This is a genomic window from Rhizobium halophilum, assembly GCF_021648825.1.
Lineage (GTDB): Bacteria > Pseudomonadota > Alphaproteobacteria > Rhizobiales > Rhizobiaceae > Neorhizobium > Neorhizobium halophilum.
In genome coordinates, this window is record NZ_JAKJHS010000003.1 from 211,419 (window position 1) to 224,632 (window position 13,214).

The 13,214-nt window shown below is 60.4% G+C and carries 11 protein-coding genes, 2 pseudogenes and 1 riboswitch; of the genes and pseudogenes, 7 read left to right on the forward strand and 6 right to left on the reverse strand.

Features of this window, described 5'->3' with window-relative positions; translation table 11 throughout:
* Nucleotides 1-143: 143 nt before the first annotated feature.
* From LXM96_RS08720 to LXM96_RS08745, 6 genes and pseudogenes are all read right to left on the reverse strand, one after another.
* Nucleotides 144-944, reverse strand: coding sequence for a phosphodiesterase (locus LXM96_RS08720; RefSeq protein WP_239998073.1), 801 nt, complete (start codon nt 942-944; stop codon nt 144-146).
* Between the two features lie 69 nt (nt 945-1,013).
* A complete protein-coding gene (locus LXM96_RS08725; protein ID WP_239998075.1) occupies nt 1,014-2,306 on the reverse strand; it encodes an ABC transporter substrate-binding protein in 1,293 nt (430 codons plus the stop codon).
* Nucleotides 2,307-2,346: 40 nt separating this feature from the next.
* Nucleotides 2,347-3,168, reverse strand: coding sequence for a carbohydrate ABC transporter permease (locus LXM96_RS08730; RefSeq protein ID WP_239998076.1), 822 nt, complete (start codon nt 3,166-3,168; stop codon nt 2,347-2,349).
* Entirely contained in the window at nt 3,168-4,097 is a 930-nt protein-coding gene (locus LXM96_RS08735; RefSeq protein ID WP_239998077.1) for a carbohydrate ABC transporter permease, read from the reverse strand. Before LXM96_RS08735 ends, LXM96_RS08730 begins: the two co-directional genes overlap by 1 nt.
* Nucleotides 4,094-5,236, reverse strand: coding sequence for an ABC transporter ATP-binding protein (locus LXM96_RS08740; RefSeq protein ID WP_239998078.1), 1,143 nt, complete (start codon nt 5,234-5,236; stop codon nt 4,094-4,096). The genes LXM96_RS08735 and LXM96_RS08740 overlap by 4 nt, the downstream gene beginning before the upstream one ends.
* Nucleotides 5,237-5,648: 412 nt before the next feature.
* A pseudogene (locus tag LXM96_RS08745) lies at nt 5,649-5,997 on the reverse strand (DDE-type integrase/transposase/recombinase); the annotation flags it as partial.
* A gap of 143 nt (nt 5,998-6,140) precedes the next feature.
* Between LXM96_RS08745 and LXM96_RS08750 the strand changes: the two are divergent.
* The 7 genes and pseudogenes from LXM96_RS08750 to LXM96_RS08780 form a co-directional block, all read left to right on the forward strand.
* Nucleotides 6,141-6,405, forward strand: a pseudogene (locus LXM96_RS08750) (DDE-type integrase/transposase/recombinase); the annotation flags it as partial.
* A gap of 156 nt (nt 6,406-6,561) precedes the next feature.
* Nucleotides 6,562-7,215 carry a thiamine diphosphokinase gene (locus LXM96_RS08755; RefSeq protein WP_239998079.1) on the forward strand — a complete coding sequence of 218 codons (654 nt, stop codon included), beginning with the start codon at nt 6,562-6,564 and terminating at the stop codon, nt 7,213-7,215.
* A 4-nt stretch (nt 7,216-7,219) separates the two neighbouring features.
* Nucleotides 7,220-9,049: an ABC-F family ATP-binding cassette domain-containing protein gene (locus LXM96_RS08760; RefSeq protein ID WP_239998080.1), complete on the forward strand. Its 1,830-nt coding sequence runs from the start codon at nt 7,220-7,222 to the stop codon at nt 9,047-9,049.
* A gap of 142 nt (nt 9,050-9,191) precedes the next feature.
* Nucleotides 9,192-9,641: a response regulator gene (locus LXM96_RS08765; protein ID WP_239998081.1), complete on the forward strand. Its 450-nt coding sequence runs from the start codon at nt 9,192-9,194 to the stop codon at nt 9,639-9,641.
* A gap of 54 nt (nt 9,642-9,695) precedes the next feature.
* Nucleotides 9,696-9,796, forward strand: a riboswitch (TPP riboswitch).
* Nucleotides 9,797-9,835: 39 nt separating this feature from the next.
* Nucleotides 9,836-10,843, forward strand: coding sequence for a thiamine ABC transporter substrate binding subunit (gene thiB / locus LXM96_RS08770; protein ID WP_239998082.1), 1,008 nt, complete (start codon nt 9,836-9,838; stop codon nt 10,841-10,843).
* Between the two features lie 7 nt (nt 10,844-10,850).
* The gene (locus tag LXM96_RS08775; protein WP_239998083.1) at nt 10,851-12,479 is read left to right on the forward strand and encodes a thiamine/thiamine pyrophosphate ABC transporter permease ThiP; all 1,629 of its coding nucleotides are present in this window, start codon (nt 10,851-10,853) and stop codon (nt 12,477-12,479) included.
* On the forward strand, nt 12,466-13,188 hold the full coding sequence (locus LXM96_RS08780; protein WP_394801919.1) for a thiamine ABC transporter ATP-binding protein: 723 nt from the start codon (nt 12,466-12,468) through the stop codon (nt 13,186-13,188). Before LXM96_RS08775 ends, LXM96_RS08780 begins: the two co-directional genes overlap by 14 nt.
* Nucleotides 13,189-13,214: the final 26 nt, after the last annotated feature.

Sequence of the window (13,214 nt, forward strand, 5' to 3'; positions counted from 1 at the left end):
AACCGCGCGTCGAAGAAGGAGGCTTGGTTAAAAATGTGATCTTGAGATGTGGCCGTTGCGCTGCGCCAGGTACGCACCTGGTTTCGAAGCGGCCAGACGTCGAGGCCTCATAACCGTTTCCAGCTTTTCATATGAGCGGCGGCTCAAGGTCCTGCGCAGATTACCGCCTGCGCTGTCGGAACCTCTCCTACGTCAACGGAAAAGGCATGGAAGCCACGCTTGCTCAGCGTGACGATGCGGTAGCAGGGATGACCGCCGGTCCAGAGCGGTGCGGGAGCGTCGAGATCGGTGATGAAGCGGTGGGCGCAGGCCTGGCCGGAACTAAAGGCGATGCCCTCCGCGGTCGTTCCTGCAAGCAGCACATGGATGTGGCCGAAGACGATGTGGCGGACGCCCGCCGGATGAGCCGTCAACCGCTGCATGAGCCGTCCGCCGTCATGCATCCCGATATGCTCAAAGTGCGCAATGCCACAATCCATCGGCGGATGATGGATGAAGACAGTCACCGGCTGCTCACCCGCCCCTTCCAGAGCATTCTCAAGCCATCCAAGACGGTCCTTGCCATACATTCCTCCGATGGTCCTAGGCTCGTGGCTGTCCAGAAACAGCAACCGTCCATAAGGTGTGTCCAGAGCCGATTGGATGAAGCCTTGGTCGTCCACCGGATGGTCGGAAAAAGCTGCACGGAAGTTGCGCCGGTCGTCGTGATTGCCTAGCAGAAGGCGCATTTCGAAGGGCACGGGCGCCAGGATGTCCTTCAGCAGGGTATAGGCTTCCGGATCGCCGAAGTTGCAGAGGTCACCGGTCATGACACCCAGGTCGGCATCGGAATGCTTCTCGATGATATCGGCCACCGCGGCACGAAGCTGTTTCTCAGGATCAACGCCGTTAACGACCATGCCAGGGGGCATGAGGTGGGTGTCTGTGATCTGGATGATCTTCATTCGAGCTTTCCTGCATTACGAAATTGCGGGGTGCTTGGCCCCGCAATTCCAATTGCCTTCGCTATGGCTTCAGTTCATCAGAGCGTTGGTCTGCTCGACTAGCTGCTTCAGTCCATCTTCCGGCGATACTTCGCCTCGCATCACAGTGCCGATGATGTCGCGCTGCGTGCGCCAGATGCGAACGGAGTCACCACCTGGATAGCCAGCCCAGGGAAGCGAGCGATCCGCCTGCAGCGAGGCCGTCTTCACATTCGGATGTTCTGCGTAATAGGGCTCAAGATAATTTGGGCCGGTGGCGAGCTTGTTGGTGGGCAGATAGCCGGTGATGCGAACGATGGTGTTCTGCGCTTCCGGACCCGTGACCCACTTCAGGTACTTCCAGGCCGCATCCTGCTTGGCCTCGTCCTGGGTGAGGATGACGGCCGAATTGCCGCCCGTCGGAACGCCGCCTTCGTCCTTGTTGTCCAGCGGGAAAGTCGCCGTCTTCAGCGGGAAACGGTCGCCGACGAGCCCCTCGATCGTCTGGACATGGGCTGGCGTGGAGAAGATGAAGCCGGTAAGTCCCGCACCGAACTGCTGGCGCGACTGGTCCCAGTCGAGCAGGCTTTGACCGCCTTCGGTGACGAACTGGCGCGTCAGCTTCAGTGCGTTGAGGCCGATCTCGTTGTCGAAGGCGACCGTCTTGGTTCTCTCGTCGACGAGCTTGCCGCCCTGCTGGAAGATCAGCGCCTGCCACAGCCAGTCGTCCGGCCAGCCATTGATGTCATAGCCCATGCCGGCGATCTTCGGATCGAGCGCATGGATCTTCTTGGCAAGCTCGATCAGCTCCGGGAAGGTCTTCGGCATGTTGTCCGGGTCGCTGCCTGCCTTCTTCACCAGGTCGGCGTTGATGTACATGATCGGCGAAGAGGCATTGACCGGCAGGCCGTATTGCTTGCCGTCGATCTGGCCGAGCGCCACCATCTTGGGCGAGTAGTTCTTGTCGAGGAAGGACTGACCGCCTTCTGCCTCGATGAACGGCGTGAGGTCCGTAATCTGGTCGCGCGGAGCGAGCGCATGCACGAGTTCCGCCGTCAGGTTGTAGCCGGAGAAGTAGACATCCGGAAGGTTGCCGGTCACGGCGGCGCGCAGAACCTGCTGCTGGCCTTCATTGTAGCCTGCGGCCGGAGCAAGGAAGTTGATCTTGATGTCCGGGTTGTTCTTCATGAATTCATCGGCCAGTGGCTGATGGAATTTTGTGAAGCCCGGCAGGTTGTACAGAACTTCGAGCGTGATCTCGTCGGCGAAGACGGGCTTTGCAAGTCCCGACAAGGCAAGCGTGGCGACAAGCCCGCTCATGAGTGTACGACGGTAGAGCTTCATGATGATCTCCATCATTGGTGGGAGGGTGAGGTGGAAAGACTTACTTGACGCCGGTCATGGTGATGCCTGCGATGAAGTGACGACGTGCAAGAAGGAAGCAGACGATCATCGGTGCCGTGATCAGGGCAGCACCGGCCATCAGGGCGCCGTAGTTTGCGCCCGATTCAACGTCCGAGAAAAACAGCATGCCGAGCGGCGGCGGAGCGAGATTGATGTCCGTCACCACGATCATCGGCCAGTAGAGATCGTTCCAGTGAGCGACGACCGAGAACACGGAGAAGGCGGCCAGCGACGGCAACGAGCCGCGCAGAACGAGGCCCCAGCAGATTTCCATCTCGGAAAACCCATCCATGCGCGCCGCCTCGATGATCTCGTCCGGATAGCTGCGGAAGGATTGGTGGAAAAGGAAGATGGCGAAGACCGACAGGAAAAACGGGGCCATCATCGCAAAGTAGGTGTTCAGCAGATCAAGCTTCGCAAGGCCCACGAAAAGCGGCAGCGCAAGTGCCTGGATGGGCACGCAGAGCGCCGCGATCACCAGGGTGAGAAGAAGCTTGCGGCCGGGGAAATTCAGCTTGGCCAGCGCATAGGCCGCCGGGACGGCGGTTGCGACCTGTACAATGAGGATGCCGAGGCAGACGATCAGGCCATTCAGCATGAAGCGCATCATCGGAACCTGACTGGCGGCACGCTCATAATTCACGGCCATGTCGAACTGCTTCGGGATCGGCCAGAGCGAAACGTCGAAGATTTCGGCCGGCGAGCGGATCGACGTCAGGAACATCCAGTAGAACGGCAGCAGGACGATGAAGGCACCGGCGCCAAGCACGAGGTGAGGCAGGAATTGACGAACTCTAGCCATCAGTAGTGGACCTTCCGGTCGAGATGGAGCGTCTGGCCGATTGACAGGACAAGAATGATGACGAGGAAGATCAGCGTCAGCGCCGCCGCATAGCCTGTGTTGGAATACTCGAAGCCCTCAAGGTAGAGGTCAAAGAGCAGCGTTTCGGAGCCAAAGCGACCTTTGGTCAGCACGGCGACGGTCTCGAAGACTTTGAAGGCGGAAATAGACGTCGTCACCACAACGAAGAGGGTCGTCGGCCCGAGCATCGGCCAGGTCACGGTGACGAAGCGGTCGAACGGATGGCGCGCTCCGTCCAGACGTGCGGCTTCATAAAGATCTTTGGGGATTGCCGTCAGCCCGGCAAGAAAGAGCACCATGTTGAAGCCAAGGATCTGCCAGACACCGATCATCGCCATGGTCGGAATGAGGAGCGTGGGGTTGGACAGGAACGCAACCGGCTCGAAGCCCAGCCATTTGATGGCGGCGTTAACGGGACCGATCGATGGATGCAGCAGGAATTGCCAGACGGTCGCCATGGCGACCAGGGTCGCCGTGACAGGCAGGAAATAGGCGGCTTCCCAAAAGGCACGGCTGCGCTTGCGGCCGTGGACGAGAAGCGCCAGGCCGAGGGCGAGGAAGACGCCAAGCGGAATGACGATTACCGCGTAGATAACGGTATTCTTCAGCGACCGCAGGAAGACCGGATCATCGAAGGCTTTGGCGAAGTTCTCCAGGGCGATGAAGCGCGTCGAAAGCGCGCCCAGTTGGTAATCGGTCAAGGAGAAGCCGGCGAGAACCACGACTGGGATAATGTAGATTGCAGCGAGCAGCAGGACGGCAGGCGCAACGAAAAGAAGCGCTTTCCACATCATCCGGCGCTCGCCCTTCGAGCGTACCCTCGTTCCTCGTCCGGCGGCCGCTGAGCTCGCTTCCAGGATCAGCGTCATGCCGCCACCCGGTCAGTCGGGAAGGCCGCAAGCCGCGATCCGTCACGGCCGAAAAGATGGGCGCGCTCCGGCGGGAAAGACACATATATGACGTCGTCGGAATTGACGGCAACAGGCGCACCTATGGAGAGTCGAAAGGTTACCGGCAGCGCCTCGTCCGCCTGAAGGTGACCATGAACAAAACGGTCGGCGCCGTGCGTTTCCGTGCGCTGCACCCGAAGCGGCAGACCTTCCGGAGTGATGCTCACATCCTCCGCACGCACACCAAGGGTGGCCGGTCCGGCATTGTGACCTGCCGCAGCAAGCCCAAGCGCCTGACCGAAGAGGCTCACGCTTCCGTTGGGCAACACCTCGACCGGCACGAGATTGATCGAAGGCGTGCCAATGAAGCGGGCAACCGTCAGGGTCGCCGGATGCTCATAAAGCTCGCTAGGCGTCCCGAGCTGCTCGATCCGCCCCTCGCTCATCAGCGCGATGCGGTCCGACATGGTCATCGCTTCGGTCTGGTCGTGGGTGACATAGATGAAGGTGGCACCCAGGCGGCGATGCAGTGCCGCCAGCTCGTTGCGCATATGGGCCCGGAGCTTGGCGTCGAGATTGGACAAGGGCTCGTCCATCAGGAAAGCGGCGGGAGAACGCACAAGTGCTCGGGCAAGCGCTACGCGCTGGCGCTGGCCGCCAGAAAGCTGGGCGGGCTTGCGGTCAAGCAGGTGGGAGATATGCAGCGTTTCTGCCGCCTGCTCGACGCTCTTGTTGATCTCCCGCAGGACCTCTGCAGAGGCCGCGAGTGCTCCAATCAGCGGCAGGCGACTCGCCAGCGAAAGGCGCCGCATCCGAAGTGGCGTCGCGATGTTCTGGCGCACGCTCATATGCGGGTACAGAGCGTAGGACTGGAACACCATCGCAAGATTTCGCGCGCTTGGGTCAAGCTCTGTCACATCGGCACCACCGATCGCGACGCTCCCACGGTCCGGCCGCTCCAGCCCCGCAATGATCCTGAGGAGCGTGGACTTGCCGCAGCCCGACATCCCGACGAGCGACAGGAACTCCCCCGGCTTCACGGACAGATCGATGTTCTTCAAAACATCGTCTGCGCCGAAGCCTTTGCCTATACCGGTGAGTTCGACAGATTTCTGCATTGCACTACTCCTGGGCCGGAGCGGCTAATGGAGCGCGCGGATGACAGCGCAACGACACATCCGTGAACGTTAGATGACGTATCGCCAGTTTCTCAAATGGGAGCGTTGCAGATCAGGAGGAAAGAGAGACGCCTCAAGATAGATTGGTTGATCATTGTCGACTCATGGAAAGCCGGACGGTAGCAATCTCATTCACTAGACTGGCGGGTATCCGCGAACTCTAAGCCCGCCCGCAAAACGAACCGCTGCAATGGGAGCATCGCTGACGAAGCCGACTGCTCCCCAGCATAAGCGAAGCGGCGCCCGCCCAGGTAGATGCCACCTCCCAGAACGCCCACGGTTCCGTCGTAGAAGGATCTAGCCGGTGATGTAAGGTTAACTTGGGAGACGATTTCAGGAATGCCTATCTCGGTCAAACCGCTGCCCCGATGATCGTTTTCCAATGTACCATCGCTGAAAGGCGATGCAGGTGAAGGTCGATAGCTGAGCGTTTGGAGCGGGGGGCGACGAAGAGGTTGCGGATCGCGGAGAAGACGCAGACGAAACGTTGCAGTGCTCCCGGTGAACGGAACCGCTGCATGACCCGCTCCCGTTTCCGCAGCGGGAGGTGCGAGTTCTCGGCAGGGTCGCTTGATCCCTTGTGAGAGCGATGTTCGACAGTTGGCATCAGCTGCCGTGCGGCACCATAGGAGCGGAGCTTGTCCGTGACGATCCGCTTTGGCAGGCAACCCTGGGTTCTTCATCAGCCTGCCCAGCAGACGGCTATGCATATTGTATTTGGTCGGAATGTGACGAGGTTGGGAAGCTACGTGCCATGGCATTCTCGCCGGCGCACCCAGCTAATTCATGTTCAGCGAGATTTTTGATGGGCGATTTCAAAGGGCGGCAGTTTTAGGGCGAGGTCATCTTGTGGGCGGTTCGCTGGTATTGCCGGTACGGGGTGAGCTAACGTGATCTGGAGCAAATGATGGGCGAACGGGGCGTGGCTGTGGATCATTCCACGATCTACCGCTGGGTCCAGAAATATGCGCCTGATTGAAAAACGGCTGCGTTGGCATTGGCGCCGACCGCAATCGACGATTTGGCGCTTCGATGTAACCTATGTGAAGGTCCATGGCAGATGGACATATCTGTACCGGGCTGTCGACAGGTTCGGCATCACGATCGATTCTATCTGTCGCCGCAAGAGGTCGCCGGGCTGCCATCAGCAGGCGGCAGGGGCCATCTGCATTGCGACTTTGTCCGTCAGTTCGGCGGACACGTAGGGTGGCGGCTTAACCTTAAGTGGCTTTGCCTGGGCCGAGCTTTGGGCTAAGGGCTGCCTCATGACCCCTTCGATCTTCACCATACTGCTAGGCGGCGAACTCACCGTGACCGATCGTGTTCGGGAGGCGATCGTCGGAAGCCGCTTCATCGCCGCCGACAGTGGCATGCGTCATGCCCACCCTCTGGGGGTCGTGCCGGAGCTATGGGTGGGCGATTTTGATTCCGCACCAGCGGCGCTCCTGAAGGCGTGGCCACAGGTGGAGCGTCAACCCTACGCCGCCGCGAAAAACGAGACGGACGGAGAGATTGCGACGGCCGAAGCAATCGCTCGAGGCGCGAGTCGTCTGGTACTGGCGGGAGCGCTCGGCGGCGAGCGAGGCGATCACGCGCTTCAGCATCTCCTGCATGGACTGAGCCTCGCCGAGCGGGGGCTGGACGTACTTCTGACGTCGGGCTCGGAAGAAGCAACTCCGCTGATGGCGGGGCGGCCGCTTCGGCTCGATCTGCCACGCGGTTCGCTGTTCTCGGTGATTGGATTCTCCGATCTTGAGGGTCTGACAATTGGCAACGCCCGTTACCCTCTCGACCGCTTCTCTTTGCGGTTCGGCTCCTCACGCACCATATCAAATGTCGCTGAGGGCTCCGTTCGCGTTTCCCTCGATCAGGGCAGGGCGATGGTCCTTGCTCGCCCTTATGACATGACTGGAGCCTGAAGCCTTGGCACCACCGATCCTTAAACTCGACGACATCCGACTAAGCTTTGGAGGGACGCCCCTTTTGGCGGGCGCTGGCCTGCAAGTGGAACTGGGGGACCGGATCTGCCTCGTCGGCCGCAACGGCTCCGGCAAGTCAACGCTGATGAAGATTGCGGCCGGCTTGGTTGAGCCGCAATCCGGCGAAGTGTTCCGTCATCCGGCGTCGACGATACGCTATCTGGAGCAGGCTCCCGACTTTGCAGGCCACACGACCGTGCAGGCCTATGCCGAGGCCGGACTTGCGCCCGGAGATGACGCGTATAGGGTGACCTATCTGCTGGAGCATCTGGGGCTCACGGGTGAGGAGGATCCTGCCAGGCTTTCCGGTGGCGAGGCGCGACGCGCAGCGCTTGCCCGCGTCATGGCACCAGAGCCGGACATCCTGATGCTCGATGAGCCGACCAATCATCTCGATCTGCCGACGATCGAGTGGCTGGAAGAGGAACTCAGGAAGACCCGCAGTGCGCTCGTTCTGATCTCGCACGACCGGCGTTTCCTGGAAAAGGTCTCCACTGCGACCGTCTGGCTCGATCGCGGCGTCTCACGCCGCCTCGACCGCGGCTTCGGCCATTTCGAAAGCTGGCGGGACGAGGTGCTGGAAGCAGAGGAGCTGGAGCAGCACAAACTCGGCAAGGCAATCGAGCGCGAGGAACACTGGTTGCGTTACGGGGTGACGGCACGACGCAAACGCAATGTACGCCGCCTCGGGGAACTACAGACAATGCGCTCGGCTTATCGTGGCCACCAGGGTCCGCAGGGGTCGGTACAGGCAAAGGTTTCCGAGGCGCAGGAATCGGGGAAATTGGTCATTGAGGCCGAAGCAATCACGAAGAGCTATGAAGGCCGGGCGATCGTTTCTTCCTTCTCGATGCGCGTTCATCGGGGTGACCGGATCGGTTTGGTCGGTCCGAACGGCGCCGGCAAGACGACTTTGTTGAAGATGCTGATCGGAGAGCTTGAACCGGACTCCGGCACGGTCGGGCTGGGGACCAATCTCGACATCGCGACGCTGGATCAGAAACGCGAAGACCTGAACCCCGAAGACACGCTATCCCATTACCTGACAGATGGACGAGGCGAGACGCTGCTGGTCAACGGTGAGCAACGTCATGTGGCCGGCTACATGAAGGACTTCTTGTTCCAGCCGGAGCAGATCCGAACCCCGATCAAGAACCTCTCGGGCGGCGAACGGGCAAGGCTGATGCTGGCGCGCATCATGGCCAAGCCCTCAAACCTCCTGATCCTTGACGAGCCGACCAACGATCTCGACCTAGAAACGCTAGATCTCTTGCAGGAGATCGTGTCGGGCTACAACGGTACCGTCATCCTTGTCAGCCACGACCGCGACTTCCTGGATCGCACCGTAACCTCCACACTTGCTCCCGCCAGTCCCGAGACACCCGACGGTCGCTGGATCGAATATGCCGGTGGCTATTCTGACATGCTAACGCAACGCAAGGGGGCCCAGGACGAACGGCGGCGACTGGGAAAACAGGAGAAATCGCGGTCGGATGCAACACCCACCGCCCCCGAAGCTGGGAAGAACAAGAGCAAGCTCTCGTTCAAGCAGAAGTTCGCGCTGGAGAATCTCCCTCAGGAGATGGCAAAGGCGGAGGCGGATATTGCAGCACGGGAACAGAAAATGGCGGACCCGGCTCTCTTCACAAAGGATCCCACAGGCTTCAACAGGCTCGCCAAGGAGTTGGAGAAGCTGCGCGAAGATCTGACGCGAATGGAAGAGGAATGGCTGGAACTGGAGATGCTGCGCGAAGAGATCGAGGGAGCGGGTTAACCATCCGTTATCCATAACGGCAGCCTTTCAGCGGGTTCCGCCGGCGGAACGGAACATTAGCTGCAGACCCTCGTTCGGTGACCAGTGCCATTCTGATACAACAGAACCGCACGACGCAGCAAACCCGCAGGAGAGGTTTCACATGCTGGCAAATGTATCGAGTCGTCGGCTTTCCCCGCAACCGCCGGAGCAGCGTATTCTCATCGTTGAAGACGAATTCCTTATTGCGTTGGATGTTGCCGACACTGTCGAGGCGATGGGCCTTCAGGTGGCCGGTCTTGCCAGCGGACGAAGCCACGCGCTGGCACTGGCGCAGGCCGCGGATATCGCCTTCGTCGACGTCAACCTCGCCGACGGGCGCACCGGACCGGCTTTGGGGCAGGAGTTGGCGAGCAAGTACGGCCTGACGGTCATCTACATGACGGCGAATCCCGAGGAAGTGGAGAGGATCGCAACCGGGCCGCTGGGCGTGCTGACGAAGCCTGTCATGCCGCATGTCGTAGAACAATCGATCGGTTACGCGGTTGCCAGCCGAATGGGCGGCATCGCCCCTGTCCCACGCGAACTGCGCGTGTTCCAACGTCCCCACTAGTCTTCGCCGACCCGCATGCGCTTGCCAACGTTCGGGGAGCCCGCTATTGCTAGAGCCGATCTAACGGGGTGCCGCTCGATGCGGCTGAGAGGCGATGCCAACCCGCGGAACCTGATCCGGCTAAGACCGGCGGAGGGATTAGACGGCTCCTGATTCACGCCGACCTCCCTCTTCAAGCAATGTGTGGAGGCGCAATGTATAAGTCCTACCTTTTCCTCCCCTTTGTATTCAGCTTTGCCTTTACCCATGTCGCGGCGGCGCAAGACAAATCTCTTACGATCTACACCTATGAGAGCTTCACGGCTGAATGGGGCCCAGGTCCGAAGGTCAAGGAGGAATTCGAGAAGACCTGCGACTGCATGGTCAACTTCGTCAGTGTCGCTGACGGCGTCGCTCTGCTGTCGAGGCTGAAGCTTGAAGGTGAGGCAACGGACGCCGACCTTGCTCTCGGTCTCGATACGAATATTGCGGCAGAAGCGAAAGCCACCGGCCTGTTCGAGGAGCATAGGGTAGATATCGCCGCAGTCGAGGTTCCCGGCGCCTACCGCGACGATGTGTTCGTTCCCTATGACTACGGCCATTTCGCGCTGGTTTATGATACCGAGGTCTTGTCGGCGCCACCGTCCAGTATGAAGGAGCTTGTGGAAGGCGACCCGGCGCAGAAGATCGTTATCCAGGATCCACGCACCTCGACGCCTGGCCTGGGATTTCTTCTTTGGGTGAAGTCGGTCTATGGAGATCAGGCGCCCGAGGCATGGCGTAAGCTGCGCCAGCGCATCCTGACGGTAACGCCGGGCTGGTCGGAGGCCTATGGACTCCTCACAAAGGGCGAGGTGCCCATGGTTCTTTCCTATACCACATCCCCCGCCTACCATATGGTTGCCGAAGGCACGGAAAGATATCAGGCAGCATCCTTCGCCGAGGGCCATTATATCCAGATTGAGCTCGTGGGCCTGCTGAAGACGTCCGATAGCAAGGAGCTGGCGCGTCAATTCCTACAGTTTGTGACAACACCGGCTTTCCAAAATGTGATACCAACCAACAATTGGATGATGCCCGCTGCAGCAATGTCCGAGCCATTGCCCGAGGCATTCAGCCGGCTCGTCAAGCCGCAAAAGACCTTCCTCATGGACCCACAGCACGTGGCCGACAATCGCCATGCCTGGATTGACGAATGGCTTGCGGCCATGAGTGGGCAATAGAGTCGCCATGCTGACACCGCGGGAGCGGCGATTAGGCGTCGCTGGCGGCGCAATTGCTCTGGCAGCCGTCCTGGCCTTCATGATGTTGGCCCTTCTGGCTCTTCTCGCCTTCCCATCCGCGCCACCCGGCGGTACGATCGTCACAGCCTACACGTGGCAAATCCTGCAGTTCACGCTCCTTCAGGCAGCTCTCTCGACGGCACTTTCCGTCCTGCTGGCAGTTCCGGTGGCGCTGGCACTGGCGCGCCGTCCGAATTTTCCTCTGCGGACATGGATCCTGCGCCTGATGGTACTGCCGATGGGCTTGCCTGTCCTTGTGGTGGCCTTGGGGCTGATTGCGGTGTGGGGACGGCAGGGCGTCGCCAACAGCCTGTTGATGATCCTCGGCATGGACCAACCGATCAGCATATACGGCTTGGGCGGCATTCTGCTGGCCCACGTCTTCTTCAACCTTCCGCTTGCATGTCGGCTTGCAGTGGCGGCGCTAGACCGGCTACCGGGTGAGTACTGGAAGCTTGCCGGCAGCCTCGGCATGGGCCCTCTCTCCGTTCTTCGGTTCCTGGAGTGGCCGGCGATCGCCCGCGTCCTCCCAGGCATCAGCAGCCTTGTCTTTATGCTGTGTGCCACCAGCTTCACCATCGTCCTCGTCTTGGGCGGCGGCCCGGCGGCGACAACACTCGAAGTGGCAATCTACCAGTCGCTGCGCTTTGATTTTGATCCTCCCAGAGCGATCGCACTCTCCCTGCTACAGGTCGCCGTGACCGCATCCGTTCTCTGCCTTCTCGGCCTGATCGGATCAACCGATCCTACCGGAAGCAGTTCGAGCGCACCAAGCCGACGCTACGATGGAACGAGCCTTGCCGCCCGTCTTTGGGATGCCCTTGTTGTCCTGCTAAGCGTCTTTTTCCTGCTACTGCCGCTGGCGGCCATCGTTATTGAAGGCTTGCAGGCAGATCTCGGTCGGCTGCTGACCAGTGACGCCTTCATCGAAGCAGCGACGAGCAGCGCCATAATTGCCGTTGCCTCAGCCGTACTGGCTCTGAGCGCCTCCACCCTCCTCATCCGAGGACGCCTGGCCGCGATCGACAGCCGCAGGCCCGGCGTAGCAGCCGTTGCCTACCGGCAGCTTCTCGGGGCTTCCTCGTTGCTCGTCCTGCTCGTGCCACCGGTGGTTCTCGGTACCGGCTGGTTTCTGTTGCTAAGACCATTGGGCGAGGTGGCGCGATTCGCCCCCATTCTCATCGTAGCAATCAACGCGCTCATGGCCCTGCCCTTCGTCATGCGAGTACTTGAGCCAACGTGGGAGGCCCATCACGCCAGAACCACCCGTTTGGTTGCCAGCCTTGGCTTACGCGGGTTCCGGAAATTCTGGTACGTTGACCGTCCAATCCTTGTGAAGCCTGCCGCGCTGGCACTCTCCTTTGCCATGGCACTTTCCCTGGGAGACCTCGGAGCGATCGCGCTCTTCGGATCGAACGACCTGGTTACGCTCCCCTGGTTGCTCTACAGCCGTCTCTCGAGCTACCGCACGGCCGACGCCGACGGATTGGCGCTGATCCTGGGCATGATCTGCCTGGCGTTAACAGTCACCGGCACTTTCCACCAAACCGACAGGAGCCGGCGTGCAGCAGACTGAACCAGGCCCGAATATTCACCTGAAGGAGATTCATTTGACTCTGGGAGCGTCCCGCTTCCACTTCGAGGGCTTGATCCGCGGCGGTCGTATCACAGCGGTCATCGGGCCTTCCGGCTCCGGGAAAACAACCCTGCTGAATACGGTGGCGGGCTACGATCAACCGGACTCCGGGAAGCTTGTCTTCGACGGCGAAAGCATGGCGGCGAAGCATCCTGCCCAACGGCCGGTCTCGATGATTTTCCAAGAGCACAATCTGTTCGGTCACCTGGATCTCTTTACCAATATCGGGCTCGGCATTCACCCCGCGCTCAAACTAGACAAGGACGCGCGCCTTGCCGTCTCTGCCGCATTGGCGCGGGTAGGTCTTGGGGGGATGGAGCGGAGGAAGCCAGCGACCCTTTCTGGCGGGGAAAAGCAGAGGGCGGCATTCGCCCGGGCGTTGGTTCGCAACAAGCCGGTACTGCTCATGGATGAACCCTTCGCGGCACTGGATCCAGGTCTTCGCCTCACCATGGCTTCGCTGTTGAGGGATCTGCATCACGAAACCATGAGCACGGTGCTGATTGTCACTCATGATCCCGACGAAGTGCGGCGCCTGGCACAGGACGTTATCTTCGTCGAGAACGGTCGCATCGTCTTTCATTCAGAGGCCGCCGATCTTCTCGCGCAGCCGCACCTCCCTGCCATTGCGCAATTCCTGAAAGGCTAGTTCTGCTGCCACAATTTGGTCGTGCC